Source organism: Ruegeria sp. HKCCD6647-2 (genome assembly GCF_057221075.1).
Window position 1 is genome coordinate 851247 of sequence record NZ_JBWVBD010000001.1, and the last position, 16095, is coordinate 867341.

General features: G+C 57.8%; 16 protein-coding genes. 6 read left to right on the forward strand and 10 right to left on the reverse strand.

Going from position 1 to position 16095, the window contains the following annotated elements:
- Positions 1-80: 80 nt before the first annotated feature.
- From mmsB to AC2TDJ_RS04095, 4 genes are all read right to left on the reverse strand, one after another.
- A complete protein-coding gene (mmsB, locus tag AC2TDJ_RS04080; RefSeq protein ID WP_480839493.1) occupies positions 81-953 on the reverse strand; it encodes a 3-hydroxyisobutyrate dehydrogenase in 873 nt (290 codons plus the stop codon).
- Between the two features lie 3 nt (positions 954-956).
- Positions 957-1997: an enoyl-CoA hydratase/isomerase family protein gene (locus AC2TDJ_RS04085; protein WP_480839495.1), complete on the reverse strand. Its 1041-nt coding sequence runs from the start codon at positions 1995-1997 to the stop codon at positions 957-959.
- A 7-nt stretch (positions 1998-2004) separates the two neighbouring features.
- Positions 2005-3147 (reverse strand): acyl-CoA dehydrogenase family protein, encoded by a 1143-nt coding sequence (locus AC2TDJ_RS04090; protein WP_480839497.1) that lies wholly within the window; start codon positions 3145-3147, stop codon positions 2005-2007.
- A gap of 210 nt (positions 3148-3357) precedes the next feature.
- The gene (locus AC2TDJ_RS04095) at positions 3358-4473 is read right to left on the reverse strand and encodes a carboxylate-amine ligase (protein WP_480839499.1); all 1116 of its coding nucleotides are present in this window, start codon (positions 4471-4473) and stop codon (positions 3358-3360) included.
- 132 nt (positions 4474-4605) lie between these two features.
- On the opposite strand from AC2TDJ_RS04095, the gene AC2TDJ_RS04100 reads away from it, so the two are divergent.
- Both AC2TDJ_RS04100 and AC2TDJ_RS04105 read left to right on the forward strand, forming a co-directional pair.
- On the forward strand, positions 4606-5457 hold the full coding sequence (locus tag AC2TDJ_RS04100) for a class I SAM-dependent methyltransferase (protein WP_480839501.1): 852 nt from the start codon (positions 4606-4608) through the stop codon (positions 5455-5457).
- Positions 5458-5528: 71 nt separating this feature from the next.
- Complete coding sequence (locus AC2TDJ_RS04105; protein ID WP_480839503.1) at positions 5529-6005, forward strand: fasciclin domain-containing protein; 477 nt, start codon at positions 5529-5531, stop codon at positions 6003-6005.
- A 66-nt stretch (positions 6006-6071) separates the two neighbouring features.
- On the opposite strand, the gene AC2TDJ_RS04110 is transcribed toward AC2TDJ_RS04105, so the two are convergent.
- Positions 6072-6635: a L,D-transpeptidase gene (locus tag AC2TDJ_RS04110; RefSeq protein WP_480840222.1), complete on the reverse strand. Its 564-nt coding sequence runs from the start codon at positions 6633-6635 to the stop codon at positions 6072-6074.
- Between the two features lie 205 nt (positions 6636-6840).
- Entirely contained in the window at positions 6841-8340 is a 1500-nt protein-coding gene (locus tag AC2TDJ_RS04115) for a CoA-acylating methylmalonate-semialdehyde dehydrogenase (protein ID WP_480839504.1), read from the reverse strand.
- 103 nt (positions 8341-8443) lie between these two features.
- Here AC2TDJ_RS04115 and AC2TDJ_RS04120 point away from each other — a divergent pair, with 103 nt between their 5' ends.
- The 3 genes from AC2TDJ_RS04120 to coaD all read left to right on the forward strand — a co-directional run bounded on the left by AC2TDJ_RS04120 (position 8444) and on the right by coaD (position 10421).
- Complete coding sequence (locus AC2TDJ_RS04120; protein WP_480839506.1) at positions 8444-9346, forward strand: LysR family transcriptional regulator; 903 nt, start codon at positions 8444-8446, stop codon at positions 9344-9346.
- Between the two features lie 60 nt (positions 9347-9406).
- The gene (locus AC2TDJ_RS04125) at positions 9407-9844 is read left to right on the forward strand and encodes a CBS domain-containing protein (protein WP_480839508.1); all 438 of its coding nucleotides are present in this window, start codon (positions 9407-9409) and stop codon (positions 9842-9844) included.
- 85 nt (positions 9845-9929) lie between these two features.
- Positions 9930-10421, forward strand: a complete 492-nt coding sequence (gene coaD / locus AC2TDJ_RS04130) for a pantetheine-phosphate adenylyltransferase (protein WP_480839510.1) — start codon at positions 9930-9932, stop codon at positions 10419-10421.
- Here the strand turns inward: coaD and gap (AC2TDJ_RS04135) are convergent.
- The 3 genes from gap (AC2TDJ_RS04135) to gap (AC2TDJ_RS04145) all read right to left on the reverse strand — a co-directional run bounded on the left by gap (AC2TDJ_RS04135) (position 10413) and on the right by gap (AC2TDJ_RS04145) (position 12714).
- The gene (gap, locus tag AC2TDJ_RS04135; protein WP_480839512.1) at positions 10413-11417 is read right to left on the reverse strand and encodes a type I glyceraldehyde-3-phosphate dehydrogenase; all 1005 of its coding nucleotides are present in this window, start codon (positions 11415-11417) and stop codon (positions 10413-10415) included. The two genes, coaD and gap (AC2TDJ_RS04135), sit on opposite strands and share 9 nt — an antisense overlap.
- 80 nt (positions 11418-11497) lie before the next feature.
- Entirely contained in the window at positions 11498-11641 is a 144-nt protein-coding gene (locus AC2TDJ_RS04140; protein ID WP_480839514.1) for a hypothetical protein, read from the reverse strand.
- A 71-nt stretch (positions 11642-11712) separates the two neighbouring features.
- Positions 11713-12714, reverse strand: a complete 1002-nt coding sequence (gene gap, locus AC2TDJ_RS04145; RefSeq protein ID WP_480839516.1) for a type I glyceraldehyde-3-phosphate dehydrogenase — start codon at positions 12712-12714, stop codon at positions 11713-11715.
- A 179-nt stretch (positions 12715-12893) separates the two neighbouring features.
- Here gap (AC2TDJ_RS04145) and AC2TDJ_RS04150 point away from each other — a divergent pair, with 179 nt between their 5' ends.
- Positions 12894-13853 (forward strand): DUF808 domain-containing protein, encoded by a 960-nt coding sequence (locus AC2TDJ_RS04150; protein WP_480839517.1) that lies wholly within the window; start codon positions 12894-12896, stop codon positions 13851-13853.
- A gap of 57 nt (positions 13854-13910) precedes the next feature.
- On the opposite strand, the gene tkt is transcribed toward AC2TDJ_RS04150, so the two are convergent.
- Positions 13911-15935 carry a transketolase gene (gene tkt / locus AC2TDJ_RS04155; RefSeq protein ID WP_480839519.1) on the reverse strand — a complete coding sequence of 675 codons (2025 nt, stop codon included), beginning with the start codon at positions 15933-15935 and terminating at the stop codon, positions 13911-13913.
- Between the last annotated feature and the right edge of the window lie 160 nt (positions 15936-16095).

Genomic DNA, 16095 nt, shown 5'->3' on the forward strand with positions numbered 1-16095 from the left:
GTCTGTTACCACAATTAAGTGGCCGAAAGGTGGTTTTACCAGTCTGTGCGCGTGGCTTGTGCGGGTTCCCGCCGTCGACCTTAGGACCGGCCGCGTTTCTCAAACCGGGGAAGCATGGCGCTAAAGTCTCGGCCCAAACCGCCTTCATGTTCGACAAATTGCTCGTAAAGCTGAGTGGCCACCTGACCCATCGGTGTGTCGGCATTGGCGCTGTCGGCAGCTTGCTGGCTCAGACGCAGGTCCTTCAGCATCAGTTCCGCGGCAAATCCCGGGATGTAGTCGTTGTCGGCCGGGCTTTCAGGTCCAACGCCAGGGGCAGGGCAATAGGCGTTCATTGTCCAGCTGTAGCCAGACGATGTGCTTACAACATCGAACATCTTCCGCCGATCCAGTCCAAGCTTGTCTGCCAGAGCAAAGGCTTCGCAAGTGGCGATCATTGTGACGCCAAGGATCATGTTGTTGCAGATCTTTGCGGCCTGGCCAGCGCCAGCTTCCCCGCAATGAACCGCTTTCTGTCCCATAATCTCGAACAAGGGCGCGGCTTTGGCGAAGGCTGCATCAGAGCCGCCGGCCATGAAGGTCAGCGTTCCGGCCGCCGCTCCACCGATCCCGCCAGAGACCGGGGCATCGACGGCAAGCAAACCAGCGGCGGCGGCTTGCTTGGCAACGGCGCGTGCGCTGTCGACATCCACGGTTGAACAGTCGACCAACGCCGAACCAGCTTCCATTGCGGGGACAACCTCGTTGGCAACGGCACGCAGAATCTGGCCATTTGGCAGCATCGTGATGACGACTTCGGCGCCGGCTGCGGTTTCAGCGCCCGATGCGGCCATCGAAACGCCTTCCACAGCAACGTCGGCCATGTCAAAGCCTGTGACCTCATGTCCGGCGCGCGCAAGGTTGGCCGCCATCGGAGCACCCATGTTGCCCAGACCAATGAATCCGATTTTCATCCCTTACTCCTCTGCAAAACTCAGCGCATCCGCCCCAAGCGGTTGCAGCATCTTCGAAACCGCCACGGCCGGTACGTTCATGTCAGAATATTGCCATTTCGGGTTTCGATCCTTGTCGATGATCTGAGCACGGATGCCTTCCAGGAAATCTCCGTGCTCCATCGCGCGATAGGTAAAGCGATATTCCATTTCCAACGCTTTGCGCATAGTCAGGCTTGCGCCGCGCAGCCTGTGCAGCATTTCCACCGCACAGGCCATGGAAAGAGGTGAATTGCGCCGCATAACTGTCAGATTCTTAGCCGCAAATTCTGTTTCGCCGTTGCGCAGGGCGTTCAGGATATCTCCAAGAGTTTCGCCATCGAAACATGCGTTTATCAGCGTTTGCTGGTCAGCCAGTGGGCTTTCCGGAGGTGTCTGCGCATGTTCCTGTACCAACTCTGCGCGGCCCGATGCCTCGAGCAGTTCGATCAATTCCGGCCAAATCTTCTGTGGGACGTAATGATCGGCAAAGCCGGCATAGATTGCATCTCCGGGCCCCATGCGATGGCCGGTAATGCCCAAATACTCGCCCGACCGACCCGGCGCCAGTGCCAGCATGAGCGTGCCGCCCACATCCGGAACCAGACCGATTGAACATTCCGGCATCGAGATTTTCGAGCTTTCTCCGACAACCCGATGGCTACCGTGGCACCCGATGCCCACACCACCTCCCATCGTGAACCCTTGCAAGAAACTGATCACGGGCTTTGGGTATTCGAAGATCAGGGCGTTCAGGCGATATTCGTCCCGCCAGAAATTACGGCCATAAGAGAAATCTCCCTTGGTGCCCGTGTCATAAAGCTCGGCAATATCGCCGCCTGCGCAAAACGCCTTGTCGCCCTCGGCGTCGAAAATGATCAGATCGACCGCATCATCTTCGCGCCAGTTGCGAAGGGCGGTGTCGATGGCCATGCACATGTCATAGCTGAGCGCATTTAAGGCCTGCGGTCGGGTCAAGGTGATACGCCCGGCGCGGCCAGTGGTGCGGATGTAGATATCGGGCATCGAAACCTCAGCGATTGGACAGCATCTGGCGCGCGACGATCAGGCGCATGATCTCGTTCGTACCTTCCAATATCTGATGCACGCGCAAGTCACGCACAAGCTTTTCGATGCCATAGTCCGCCAGATACCCATATCCGCCGTGCAGTTGCAGGCATTGGTCGACAACTTTGGAACCGGTCTCGGTCACGAATTTCTTGGCCATCGCGCAGAACTTGGTCGCGTCGGGCGTTCCCTGATCCAGTTTCCACGCAGCCTGGCGCAGGAAAGTTCGGGCGGCCTGCATCTCGATCTCCATATCCGCCAGACGGAATTGCAGCGCCTGAAACTGGTCGATGGATTGCCCGAAGGCCTTTCGTTCGGACATATATTGAAGCGTCATGTCAAGCCCGGCCTGCGCGGCACCCAGCGAGCAGGAGGCGATGTTCAGACGCCCGCCGTCCAGACCCATCATTGCGTATTTGAACCCGTCCCCTTCGGTTCCGACGAGGTTGCCAGAGGGAATTTTGCAATCGTCAAACTGAACCTGCGCAGTTGGCTGGCTTTTCCAGCCCATTTTCTGTTCCAGGGCTCCAAAGCTAAGGCCGGGCGTGCCGTCCTCGACATAGACCGTGGAAATACCTTTGGGTCCGTCTTCACCAGTCCGTACCATGCAGACATAGGCGTCCGAATATCCGCCGCCCGAGATAAAGGCTTTGGTTCCATTCAGGGTGTAGCCTTCGTTCGTGCGTTCTGCGCGCGTTTTAAGCGCCGCCGCATCCGAGCCGGAGCCAGGTTCGGTCAGGCAATAGCTGAGCACCGTCTTCAGGCTCAGAACATCCGGCATGATGCGGGACTTCAGCTCGTCGCTGGCAAAGCTGTCGAGCATCTTGGCGCACATGTTGTGGATCGACAGGAAGGCGGCGACCGACGGGCAAGCCATCGAAAGTGCTTCGAAAACCAACGTCGCATCCAGCCGGGTCAGATCCGATCCGCCGCTGTCTTCCGAGACGTAGAGCCCGCCGAACCCCAACTCTCCGATTTGCGGCCAGAGTGTTTTGGGGATGGTGCCGTCCGCTTCCCACTGGCGCGCGTGCGGGGCAATGTTTTCTTGCCCGAACGCGTAAGCCATGTCGAAAATAGCGGTCTGTTCCTCGGTCAGCGCGAAATCCATGGCGGGCCTTCTTTTGTTGTCTGCAGAATTGAACAAGCGTTTTATTCTTCAATCCTTACAGAAATTTTGCAGCTGTAGCAAACGTTGCAGGCAGCGATGGACCAAAGATTTTCAGGTGGATTGCGCCGCTGAAATGGGCTGAACGCGGAGCACTGAACGCAATGTGACAATCGGTAAACGTTTCGGGCAACAACGCGGAAAGAGTTATGTTTATAGGTCTTCGTGGAATTCTTCGATCAAATGGCGAACAACCGCTTTTCCAGGGTCTTCGCCGCGCGCCGTCGCCTCGGCGTAAACACGACGCTGACGTGTGGCCGACGTGCCATTCTCGGCAATCTGACGCAAGCGCGCCAATTCGGTCATTGTGCCCAGCGCCTCGGTATCCTCGGCAAGCATCCCCATCAGTTCGCCGATCAGTTCGGCCATCGGTTTGATCGAGCGATCTCCGAAGTCGATCAGACCTTCGCCAACGCCGTATCTTTGAGCGCGCCAGCGGTTTTCTCCGATCAGGAACCTGTCATATTGGCGCCAGCGTAAGTTGCGGTCTTTCAGACGGCACAACATCCGGGTCAACGCCTGAGTCATCGCGGCCAGCGACAAGGTATGTTCCAGTCGGGGCTGCACGTCCATGATGCGGGTTTCCAGCGTCGGGAACCGATGAGAGGGGCGCAGATCCCACCAGATTTTCGTTGTGTCCTCGATTACGCCCAGCTCGACCAGCACGCCGGTGGTGCGCTCATACTCAGTCCAACTGCTGAAAACAGGGGGCAAACCAGTACGAGGCAGGTTGTCGAAAACGGTCAGGCGATAGGATGACAATCCCGTGTCTTCCCCATTCCAGTAGGGGGAGGAGGTCGACAGTGCCAATAGGTGCGGCAGAAAATACGAAAGCTGAGGCATCAGATCGGCGCGCAAGGCAGGGTCACCGACCCCGACATGCACGTGCATGCCGCAGATCAGCATCCGACGCGCTACGCCCCCAAGGGCATGTTGCAGCTCGTCATAACGTTCCTTGCGGGTGTGATGCTGGTCCTTCCAGTTGGCAAAGGGATGGCAGGACACGGCGATCGGAGAAAGATTGTAGTCCGCCGCGCGTTTGGACACGCACGAACGCAGGCGTTTCAGATCTTCTCGGGCCGATTTGATGGTTGTATGAGGGCGCGTCCCCACTTCGATTTGGCACTGCAGAAACTCTGGGCTGACCTGTCCCTCGAAATCGGCCTGGCAGGCTTCCATCAGGGCCGCGGGGGCTTCGGCCAGTTGCAGGCTGTCGCGATCAACCAGCAAATACTCCTCTTCGATCCCCAGCGTGAATTCCTGCTGCATGGCGGTCCTCGTTGCTTCATTCGGATCAGTGAATACGGAATTTTCCATTTTGCCAAGGGTTTGACGCGCTGCAGCTTGCGAAGGCCGTGCAAGCAACGGTAAGGAACAGGCGCAACGAAAGTGGAGCCGCTCGTGAAACCAAGGAAATTTCCCAAGATCAACGCCGCCCTTAATGAGTTGGGGGTGAAGCTGGTCGACAAAGTCACCGAGCAGGAAGAACGCGCGCGGCTTCAAGCATTCGAACAGGCAGGGGGGTTGACTCGTCCGGCTTATGCTTTGTCTCCGGGGATGGAAGAGTTCGATATCACTCAGCTGGTGAAAGAGTTCAGCCGGCATTCGGCGGCCCTTGATGCGTTGAAAGATCCGTCCCGCAATCAAACAGGGTTTCGGCTTGGCAACGGTTACTATGACAGCCCGGATGCCGATGCGCTGTACCTGATGATCCGCAGGTTTCAGCCCAGGCGTGTGATCGAGGTGGGGTGTGGCAACTCGACCCGCGTTACCCGGCAAGCGATCATCGATGGCGGGCTGGATACGACCATAACTGCCATTGACCCTTATCCGCGCGCAGATATCGCTCATGTTGTCGATCAGTTCGAGCAGAAAAGGTTGGAAGAAGTCGATCCCGCGCTTTTTGATCAGCTAGAGGCCGGAGACATCCTGTTCATCGATTCCAGCCATGTCGTGCGTATGAGCAATGATGTGGCGCATCTGTTCTGCCGCATCATTCCGGCGCTGAAACCGGGCGTCGTGATACATGTGCACGACGTTTTTCTGCCTTACGAATACCCCAAGCGTTTTTTCTATGACTGCCCGGGATGGGGCGAACAGTATTTGTTACACGCGTTGCTGCAATCCGGCTCGTTTACAATGCTCTGGCCGGGGTACTACCTGCAACAGGCGCGACCTGACGCGGTAGAAGCCCTGCCGTTTCTGAAGGATGGTCGGGCGCAGAGCATCTGGATCCAGTTCAAAGAAAAATGATCTCAAAGTGATCCGGCCGGAGAAAAGGCCCGTAACCCTTTTCATAACAAGCTGGAGAGGAGATAACAGCCATGTTCCGCCGCACTTTCATGGGCGCTGCCGCCGCATTTGCACTTGCCCTGCCTGTCAAAGCACAGGCCGCGGATATCGTCGACACCGCCGTTTCTGCCGGATCGTTCAACACTCTGGTCGCTGCGGTACAGGCCGCCGGCCTGGTGGACACGCTCAAGGGCGACGGCCCGTTCACGGTTTTCGCGCCGACGGATGAGGCCTTTGCAGCTCTGCCCGAAGGCACGGTGGAATCGCTGCTGCTGCCAGAAAACAAGGACCAACTGGTTTCGATTTTGACCTATCATGTCGTGCCGGCCAAGGTGATGTCCGGAGACATCGCCGGGAAACGCGCCAAGGTGCTGACCGTGCAGGGCGACCGTCTGAGCGTGAATGCCCGAAACGGTGTCAAAGTAAACGGAGCCGAGGTTGTTCAGGCCGATATCGAGGCCAGCAACGGTGTCATCCACGTTATCGACGCGGTGATCATTCCGGAATAGCTCACCCGATAAACAGCAAAGCCCCGGTCTCGGCGACCGGGGCTTTTTTGTCTCTGGAGATTGGGCTTAGACCAGCCGGACCTGCGTACCGATCTGAACCAGCGGATACAACTCTTCGACATGCTGGTTATAAAGACCGATGCAGCCAGACGAGCTCTGCCGTCCGATCTTGCGTGTATCGTGGGTGCCGTGCACCAGATAGGCCGGCCATGACAGATACATGGCCCGTGTGCCCAACGGGTTGCCCGGATCGCCACCTTCCATGCGAACCGGCAACGACGGATCTCGTTCCCGCATCGAAGCCGTCGGCGTCCAGCTTGGGTTTTCGGCCTTGCGGACGACTTCTGTATAGCCGCGCTTGGTTAGTTCTTCGCTCATCGGGACGGAACTGGGATACAGTTTGTATGCACCGTCCGGCCCCCAATAGTGAACGGCGCGGCTGGTGATGTCGGCCAACAGGCATCCGACACCCAATTCGTCAAAGTGATCCTGCCAGTTCTGTTGCGAGAACGAAGATACGTTGCGGCGCACCGGAAGCTGAGTGCTGATGGCTTCTTCGTCCTGCGGAAAAGCATCCACGCTTTGTGCCCGTACAAGGGCAGGGGTCACCAGCAGGGACGCGGCCCCCATCAGGGCAGAACGGCGGGTCAAACGGGATTGGGACAAGGCTGCCTCCGGGAAAATGATCTGCTCGGGTCTAGAATTGCCGGTAAAGTATTGATGTCTTCTTGTGATTTCCAGTGGTCGCGCTCTGAATTTGTTGTGAGTTGCCCACTTGCAAAAGAAAAACGGCCCAAAGCGGGCCGTTTTCCTGAATTGGCATGGCTTCGGTGGCTCAGTCCATGGCTTTGAAGTTGAACTCGCCGCCTTCCTTGATACCTGACGGCCAGCGCGCGGTCACGGTTTTGGTACGGGTATAGAACTTGAAGCTGTCAGGGCCGTGCTGGTTCAGGTCACCGAACATGGATTTCTTCCAGCCGCCGAATGTGTGATAGGCCAGCGGCACCGGGATCGGAACGTTGATGCCGACCATGCCGATGTTCACACGGCTTGCAAAATCGCGCGCGGTGTCGCCGTCACGTGTGAAGATTGCGGTGCCGTTGCCATATTCGTGATCCATCGCCAGCTTCAGCGCTTCTTCGTAGGAGCCTGCGCGAACGGTCGACAGAACCGGTCCAAAGATCTCCTGCTTGTAGATGTCCATGTCGGGCGTTACGTGGTCAAACAGGTGCGGGCCAACGAAAAAGCCGTCCTCATAGCCCTGCAGGCTGAAATCGCGGTTGTCGACAACCAGCTTCGCGCCCTGTTCCACGCCCGAGTTGATCAGGCCGAGGATGCGTTCCTTGGCGGCGCCGGTTACAACGGGCCCCATATCGACGTCATCGCCTGCGGTATAGGGACCGACTTTCAGCTTTTCGACCCGTGGGATCAATTTTTCGATCAGCGCGTCTGCGGTCTCTTCTCCGACGGGAACTGCGACCGAGATCGCCATGCAGCGTTCGCCCGCCGCACCAAAACCGGCACCGACCAGCGCATCAGCCGCCTGATCCAGATCCGCGTCGGGCATGACGATCATGTGGTTCTTGGCGCCGCCGAAGCACTGCGCGCGTTTGCCGTTGGCGGTTGCGCGGCTGTAGATGTACTGCGCGATCGGGGTCGAGCCCACAAAGCTGACGCCCTGGATGATCTCGCTGTCGAGAATGGTGTCCACGGCCTCTTTGTCGCCATTCACAACTTGGAACACGCCCTTGGGCAGACCGGCCTCGACGAACAGTTCGGCCAGCATCAGCGGCACCGAGGGGTCACGCTCGGACGGTTTCAGAACCACGGCGTTACCGCAGGCCAGAGCCGGGCCAACGTGCCACAGTGGCATCATGGCGGGGAAGTTGAACGGCATGATCGAACCGACAACACCCAGAGGCTGACGCATCGAATACATGTCGATACCGGGGCCTGCGCTGTCGGTGAATTCACCTTTCAGCATCTGCGGTGCACCGATGCAGTATTCGATCACTTCCAGACCACGCTGCAGGTCGCCCTTGGCGTCGGGGATGGTTTTGCCGTGCTCGCGGCTCAACGCCTCGGCCAGCTTATCCATGTCGCGGTTCATCAGGTGAACCATCGCCATCATCACACGCGCACGTTTCTGCGGGTTGGTTGCGCCCCATGCGACCTGAGCAGCAGCAGCGTGTTCGATGGCAGCAGTGGTTTCAGCGGCACTGGCCATCGGGCATTTGTATTGCACTTCGCCGGTGGCCGGGTTGAAAACATCGTCGAAACGGCCTGATGCGCCAGGCACGTTCTCGCCGTTGATGAAGTGGGTCAGATCTTGCATTGCAAACTCCTCCGGTAAATTTGCGCGCAGAATAGGCTTGCAGAAATCTCGCGAACAGAGGCAATGTCTCAAAAGAGCTTTGCAAAAATGCAAAAGGAAACGGATGAACCCGAACTGGGATGATATGAGGGTCTTTCTGGCCGTTGCACGCGAGGAAAGCCTATCGGCGGCGGGTCGGGTTCTCAAGATCGATCCGGCCACGGTTGGGCGCCGGGTTGCCAGGTTGGAAGCGGCAGTGGGTGCGATTCTGTTTACGAAATCGCAGCAGGGGTACTTACTGACCGAGGCCGGTGAACGCCTCATGGATCATGGGCTACAGGCCGAAGAAGCCATGCGTGCCGCAGCCGGGGTTGTTTCGGTGCCGACGAAATCCCTCAGCGGTCAGATCAGAATTGGCGCACCCGATGGGTCTGCGAATTACTTGCTGCCGCAAGTCTGCGCCCGGATCAGCGATTCCAACCCTGATTTGGACATCCAAATTCTCGCCCTGCCGCGCATCATCAACCTGTCCCGGCGCGAAGCCGATATGGCCATCACGGTCAGCGCGCCCACTGCCGGCAAACTGCTGGTGCAAAAGATAATAGATTATCGCCTGCATATGGTTGCAACCCAGGACTATCTGAATCGTCACGATGAAATCCGATCAGTGGCCGATCTGCGAGGGCACCGGATGATTGGTTACATTCCGGACATGATCTTCGATCGCGAGCTGGATTATCTCAACGACATTGGGGTTGACCGTGTCGCGCTTGCATCAAACTCGGTTTCTGTTCAGCTGCGGCAGGTTTCGCTGGGCACCGGCGTTTGTGTTGCCCACGATTTTACGCTGCCGTTTCACCCCGGCTTGAAGAAAATCCTGACGGATCAGGTCAGTCTGACCCGCAGTTTTTATCTGGTGCGCCACCAGGGCGATCAGCGCAACGAACGGTTGAACCGATTTGCCGACGCATTGAAGCACGGTATCCGTGACGAAGTTGCGCGGCTGGAAGGTCAAGCAGGTGCTTGACAGGGTCTGACATTCCGGCAACGCTTTGGAAAACGTGAAGTTATTTCGGAGGTGTTGCAAATGCTGGTTCAGGGCATTCTCAAGTCAAAGGCCACTCATGAGGTTGTGACTGTAGAGCCTGCTGCGACGGTGTCCGAGGCGGCGAAAATCCTGGCTGAAAAGCGGATTGGTACGGTCATTGTGTCAGAAGACGGCGGCCAGACGGCGGCCGGTATTCTGTCAGAGCGAGACATCGTTCGCGAGCTGGCCGCCAGCGGCAGCGGATGCCTCGACAAGCCGGTCAGCGCTTATATGACGCGGGAACTGGTGACCGCCAGCCGTCAGGATACGGTTCAGGATATCATGACGCAGATGACCGAAGGCCGCTTTCGCCATATGCCGGTTCTGGAAGACGGAAAGCTTGTTGGCATCGTGACGCTGGGTGACGTTGTAAAGGCGCAACTGTCGGAATTGGCGATGGAAAAAGATGCGCTTGAAGGCATGATTATGGGTCACTGATGGCCCGCAGGCCAGTTCGGGCCTCTTGCACCTGCGGCAAAGTTATGTTTGCTTGCGCAGAAATAATGTTGCGCAGGAGAGCCTGATGCGGGTTGGATTGTATCCCGGAACCTTTGATCCAATCACCATGGGTCATATTGACATCATCCGGCGCGCTTCGGCGCTGGTCGATAAGCTGGTGATTGGAGTGGCGATCAACCGCGACAAAGGTCCTCTGTTCTCGCTGGAAGAACGCGTTGCCATGATTGAGGCGGAATGCGCGTATCTGACCGAACAGACAGGAACCGAGATCGTGGCGCATCCGTTCGAGAATCTGCTGATCGATTGCGCCCGCGATGTCGGCGCGCAGATCATCGTGCGAGGTTTGCGGGCTGTGGCGGATTTTGAATACGAGTTCCAGATGGTCGGAATGAACCGGGCGCTGGATGACTCGATTGAAACAGTGTTCCTGATGGCCGAGGCGCGGCATCAGGCCATTGCTTCCAAGCTGGTCAAAGAGATTGCGCGACTGAACGGTGATGTTTCGAAATTCGTCACGCCCCGTGTCAACGAGGCTTTGAGGCAGCGTTTAGGATAGGTCACCCATCGCTGCGGCGGTATCCAGCATCCGGTTTGAGAAACCCCATTCATTATCATACCACGCCAACACGCGGACCAGAGTGCCGTCGGTGACCTTGGTTTCTGCCAGTGACACGGTTGAGCTGTGCGAGTCGTGGTTGAAATCAACCGAGATTAAAGGCCGCGTTTCGGTGGCCAGAACGCCAGAGGTGTTGGCAGCTGCCTTGATGAACAGCGTGTTGACCTCTTCTTCGGTCGTGGGGCGCGAAACCTCGGCGACCAGATCGACCACTGACACATTTGGCGTTGGCACGCGAATGGCCTGACCTGTCAGTTTTCCCGCCAATTGCGGCAGCACCAGACCGACTGCCGATGCGGCCCCGGTGGTTGTTGGGATCATCGACAATGCTGCCGCGCGGGACAGGTAGGGGTCTTTGCCTGCAGCATCATGTACGGGCTGGCTTGCCGTGTAAGCATGAACAGTTGTCATATTGCCGTGCCTGATACCCAGACCGGCATCCAAAACAGCGGCAACCGGAGCCAGGCAGTTCGTTGTGCAGGACGCGTTTGAAACCACCAGATCGGCTGACGTCAACTCGCGGTCGTTTACGCCAAACACAACGGTTTTGACGGGATCGCTGCCACGGGCCGGAGCAGAAATCAGGACCTTCTTCGCGCCATTGGCAAAGTGACGAGACGCGGCCTCAAGCGTTCGGAACACACCGGTGCATTCCAGAACCACATCCACATCTGACCAGTCCAGCGCCTCGGGATCGCGTTCGCTGCTCAGGCGGATCGGGCCTGAACCGACGTCCAGACCAGCTTGGGACAGGGTTACCGGGTTGGTATATCGCCCGTGAACGCTGTCGAATTCGAACAGATGGGCATTCATCTCGGGCTTGGCCAGATCGTTGATCGCGATGATTTCGACATCGGTGCGACCGGTTTCCATCGCGGCCCGCAGGACACCGCGCCCGATCCTTCCAAATCCGTTTATTGCCAGTTTGATTGTCATAATGCGCTCCGCCAAAATACGGTTCAAAATGGTTAGCGCTAACAACCTGATGCAGGTCAAAAAGTCAAGAAAAACCTATGTTACCGCCAGAAAGCGAGCCAATCCAAAAAGTCGTAGAGTTTCTTGCTGAGGAACAACAAGTGTTCGGTGCCATAGAAGGCAGCATCCAGCATCAGCCCGCCAAGAATGAGAATTCCGAGCCAGATGGCGATTTGATTGGTCATGGCCGTCCCGAACAAAAATGCCCGCCCAGATAACCTGAGCGGGCATTAGGGTACAAGCGAAGTCCGAAGGCTCAGTTAAGGCGGCCCATGGCGACGGCCACGTCTGCCATGCGGACCGAAAAGCCCCATTCATTGTCATACCAGGCCAGAACACGCACCATGCGATCATCGACCACGCGGGTCTGGTCAGGTGCGAAGATCGAGCTTTCTTCGGTATGGTTGAAATCGGTCGAAACCAGCGGTGCAGGCTCAAAACCCAGAACCCGCTGCATCGAACCTTTTGCGGCTTCTTCGACAATGGCGTTGACTTCCTCGACAGTCACATCGCGCGATGCCCGGAACGTCAGATCCACGGCCGAGACATTCGGGGTCGGCACACGGATGGCAGACCCGTCCAGTCGGCCTTTGAGGTTGGGCAGAACCTCTCCCAGAGCTTTTGCGGCACCTGTCGAAGTGGGAATCATCGACATTGCAGCAGCGCGGGCGCGATACAGATCACTGTGACGGCGGTCCAGCGTCGGCTGATCGCCGGTATAGGCGTGGATGGTTGTCATGATGCCGTGTTCGATGCCGATACCTTCGTCCAGCACCTTCGCCAGCGGCGCCAGGCAGTTGGTGGTGCACGAGCCGTTCGAAATCATATTATCGTTGGCGGTCAAAGTGTTGTGGTTCACGCCGAACACGATCGTCTTGTCGACGTTTTTGCCGGGCGCCGACAGCAGCACCTTCTGCGCGCCACGCTCCAGGTGAGTTTTCGCCTTCAGGCCGTCGTTGAATTTGCCGGTGCATTCCAGAACGACATCGCAGCCTTCCCAGTCCAGCTCGTTCATGTCGTAGGTCGAGAACATCTGCATCGGGCCGCGGCCCAGATCCATGGTGTTGCCGTTGATGGAAACGTCGCGTGGGAAACGGCCATGAATGCTGTCATATTTCAAGAGATGCGCCGAGGTCTCAAGCGGTCCGGTCGCATTGACCTTGATTACTTCGATGTCGTTACGGGCCGATGCCGCGATGTGCGACAGGGTACAGCGGCCGATCCGGCCAAAACCATTGATACCGACCTTGATGGTCATCTGACGTCTCCAAATGCGCTTGCTTCGCAGGCCATATAGCCGTGAATATGGAATCTCAAAAGGGCAAAAATGGCATATTTTTAAGGTGATAGCGCAAACTTCGACCGATTGCGCTAACGCTTGCGCTAAGGGTTGGATCAGGTAGTGTCGGCATCGGCAGTGAAACGAGAGGATGCGCGATGAGTGGTCTTTTGGCCCTGTTGGACGATGTGGCAGGCATAGCAAAGGTCGCGGCAGCGTCAGTAGATGATGTCGTTGCAGCGGCCGGGAAAGCCGGGGCCAAAACGGCAGGGGTGATCATTGACGATGCCGCGGTCACGCCGAAATACGTGCAGGGATTTGCACCTGCACGGGAGTTGCCCATTATCTGGCGTATCGCACGCGGGTCAATGTTCAACAAGATCGTACTGTTGCTGCCCGTCGCTCTTCTGCTCGCCAATCTGGCGCCTTGGCTGATAACGCCGTTGCTGATGATTGGCGGTTCTTATTTATGTTTTGAGGGCGCTGAAAAAATATTTCACGTGCTTTTCCCGCATGGCAGCCATGCCATAGAAGAGGACATGAAGAACCGCGACCCCGGACATCTGGAGGAGCAAAAAGTCAGGGGCGCAATCAAAACCGATTTCATACTGTCTGCCGAGATCATGACGATCGCGCTGGCTGCCATCGAAGCGCCCAACCTGTGGATGCAGGCTGCGACGCTGGCCGTTGTGGGTATTGGCGTTACAGTTGCCGTTTACGGCTCGGTCGGTGTGATCGTGAAAATGGATGACGTTGGATTGTTCATGGCCAGAAACGCGCCGACACCAATTGGTCGCGGATTGGGGCGGGGCCTGGTCCGGTTCATGCCGGTCTTGATGAAAATCCTGTCCGTCGTCGGAACTGCCGCGATGCTATGGGTCGGCGGTTCGATCATGATCCATGGGCTAGAGGAACTGGGTTTTGGCTGGCTGGGTCATCACATTCATGATTGGGCCTATACCGTCGGGCATGTCGTGAATGCGCAGTGGACCGGAATCGTTGAATGGGTTGCAAAAGCCACGATGGATGGTGTCTTCGGTTTGGCGTGGGGGCTGGTCTTGATCCCACTGGCGACCAAGGTGATTCTGCCGCTTTTGGGAAAGTCGGGATCGCATTGAAATCAAAATGAAAAGGGCGGCATGTGCCGCCCTTTGCTCGTTTATTGGGGTTGAGTTTTACAGCCCCAACAATTCCTTGACCTTGGCTGCGGTCGCCTCGGCGGTGATGCCGAAATGCTTGTAAAGCTCACCTGCCGGGGCTGATGCGCCAAAGCCCGACATGCCTATGAAGCCTGCCTTGGCTTCGCGGCCACGCTCTCCCAGCAGCCAGCGGTCCCACCCTCCGGCGCGAACGGCGGCCTCGATGCCGACGCGCACGGCGCCTGCGGGCAGGACGCGTTTGCGATAGGCTTCGTCCTGCTCGGCAAACAGTTCCATGCAGGGCATGGAGACAACGCGGGTGCCTATGCCTTCGGCCTCCAACATGGCCTTGGCCTCCATGGCCAGCGATACTTCGGAACCGGTAGCGATCAGAATGGCCTGACGCTTGCCTTCGGCCTCGGCCAGAACATACGCACCCTGTGCGGTCAGGTTCTTGGCCTTGTGCTGGGTGCGCACGGTCGGCACGCCCTGACGGGTCAGCGAAAGAACCGAAGGGCTGTCCTTGAAAGTCAACGCCAGTTCCCAGGCTTCGGCGGTTTCAATCGTATCGGCAGGGCGGAACACGTAAGTGTTTGGTGTCGCGCGCGAGATGGCAAGGTGTTCGACCGGCTGGTGCGTCGGGCCGTCTTCGCCCAGACCAATCGAGTCGTGGGTCATCACAAAGACAGTGGGCACTTTCATCAGCGCTGCGAGGCGCATCGAGGGGCGAGCATAGTCGGTGAATGCCATGAACGTGCCGCCATAGGGGCGGATGCCGCCGTGCAATGCCATGCCGTTCATTGCAGCGGCCATGCCGTGTTCACGGATGCCATAATGGATATAGCGGCCCTTGCGGTTTTCCGGCAGGAACACACCCATATCTGCCGATTTGGTGTTGTTCGACCCAGTCAGGTCAGCCGAGCCGCCGACCGTTTCGGTCATGATCGGATTCACGACGTTCAGAACTTTTTCCGAAGAGGCGCGGGTCGCCAGTTTCGGTTGGTCTTCCGACATCTGCTTTTTGAACGCGCGAATGGCTCCGGCCAGCTTCTTGGGGGCTTCGAACGAATAAGCCCGGTTGAATTCGGCCTGCTTGCGCTCGGAAAGCTGCGCGAAACGCTCTTCCCAAGCCGCGCGCTCGGCGGCGCCACGGGCGCCAATTGCCTCCCATGCGGATTTGATGTTGGCCGGGATCTCGAACGCGTCATGCGGCCAGCCATAGCCTTCCTTGGCCGCTTTCAACTGATTCAGATCGGTCAGTGCGCCATGGCCTTTCGAGGTGCCCTGTGCCGCGTGGCCCAGAGCGATATGGCTTTCACAGGCGATCATGGTCGGCTTGTTCGACTTTTTGGCCTGTGTGATGGCGGCATCAATTGCTTTGGGATCATGACCGTCAATTTCAATCACGTGCCAACCCGAAGCTGCAAAGCGGCGCACCTGATCGGTGCGGTCCGCCATATCAACGGTTCCGTCGATGGTGATGTTGTTGTTGTCCCAGAAGACGATCAGCTTGCTCAGCTCATGACGGCCCGCCAGCGTGATTGCCTCCTGGCTGACGCCTTCCATCAGACACCCGTCGCCGGCGATCACATAGGTATAGTGGTCCACGACTTTCTTGCCGTAATGCGCACGCTGGATTTCTTCGGCCATGGCGAAACCCACAGCGTTCGAAATGCCCTGACCGAGAGGGCCGGTCGTGGTCTCGATCCCCTCGACCAGGAAGTTCTCGGGGTGACCTGCGGTTTTGGCGCCAAGCTGGCGGAAGTTCTTGATTTCTTCCAGCGTTACATCCGCATGCCCGGTCAGATACAGCAGCGAGTAAACCAGCATCGAACCATGACCCGCCGACAGAATGAACCGGTCGCGGTCGGGCCAGTTCGGGGCCGAGGCATCGAATTTCAGGTGCTTTTCGAACAGCACGGTCGCCACATCGGCCATGCCCATCGGCATGCCAGAGTGGCCGGAATTGGCGGCGGCGACGGCGTCGAGGGTCAGGGTGCGGATGGCCGCAGCTTTGTCCCAGTGTTCGGGGTTGGCATTGCGCAGCGCAGTCAGGTCCACGGGCGTTGTTCCTTTGGATTACAAGCAGATTGCGCGCTCAATACCATCCACCCCTCAAAGTGCAAGCGGAACTGGCCGACGCTGCGGCCACTCGCTTCAAGAGTGTGCTCCAAGTGGTTGAAAGCAAAGAGTGGGTATTTTCCGCAACATTCCGTTAGAC

Excerpts from the sequence above, each read along its gene's own strand:
- mmsB (WP_480839493.1), bottom strand. The coding sequence starts at position 953 with ATGAAAATCGGATTCATTGGTCTGGGCAACATGGGTGCTCCGATGGCG.
- AC2TDJ_RS04085 (WP_480839495.1), bottom strand. The coding sequence starts at position 1,997 with ATGCCCGATATCTACATCCGCACCACTGGCCGCGCCGGGCGTATCACC.
- AC2TDJ_RS04090 (WP_480839497.1), bottom strand. The coding sequence starts at position 3,147 with ATGGATTTCGCGCTGACCGAGGAACAGACCGCTATTTTCGACATGGCT.
- AC2TDJ_RS04095 (WP_480839499.1), bottom strand. The coding sequence starts at position 4,473 with ATGCAGCAGGAATTCACGCTGGGGATCGAAGAGGAGTATTTGCTGGTT.
- AC2TDJ_RS04105 (WP_480839503.1), top strand. The coding sequence starts at position 5,529 with ATGTTCCGCCGCACTTTCATGGGCGCTGCCGCCGCATTTGCACTTGCC.
- AC2TDJ_RS04110 (WP_480840222.1), bottom strand. The coding sequence starts at position 6,635 with ATGGGGGCCGCGTCCCTGCTGGTGACCCCTGCCCTTGTACGGGCACAA.
- AC2TDJ_RS04115 (WP_480839504.1), bottom strand. The coding sequence starts at position 8,340 with ATGCAAGATCTGACCCACTTCATCAACGGCGAGAACGTGCCTGGCGCA.
- AC2TDJ_RS04120 (WP_480839506.1), top strand. The coding sequence starts at position 8,444 with ATGAACCCGAACTGGGATGATATGAGGGTCTTTCTGGCCGTTGCACGC.
- AC2TDJ_RS04125 (WP_480839508.1), top strand. The coding sequence starts at position 9,407 with ATGCTGGTTCAGGGCATTCTCAAGTCAAAGGCCACTCATGAGGTTGTG.
- coaD (WP_480839510.1), top strand. The coding sequence starts at position 9,930 with ATGCGGGTTGGATTGTATCCCGGAACCTTTGATCCAATCACCATGGGT.
- gap (WP_480839512.1), bottom strand. The coding sequence starts at position 11,417 with ATGACAATCAAACTGGCAATAAACGGATTTGGAAGGATCGGGCGCGGT.
- AC2TDJ_RS04140 (WP_480839514.1), bottom strand. The coding sequence starts at position 11,641 with ATGACCAATCAAATCGCCATCTGGCTCGGAATTCTCATTCTTGGCGGG.
- gap (WP_480839516.1), bottom strand. The coding sequence starts at position 12,714 with ATGACCATCAAGGTCGGTATCAATGGTTTTGGCCGGATCGGCCGCTGT.
- AC2TDJ_RS04150 (WP_480839517.1), top strand. The coding sequence starts at position 12,894 with ATGAGTGGTCTTTTGGCCCTGTTGGACGATGTGGCAGGCATAGCAAAG.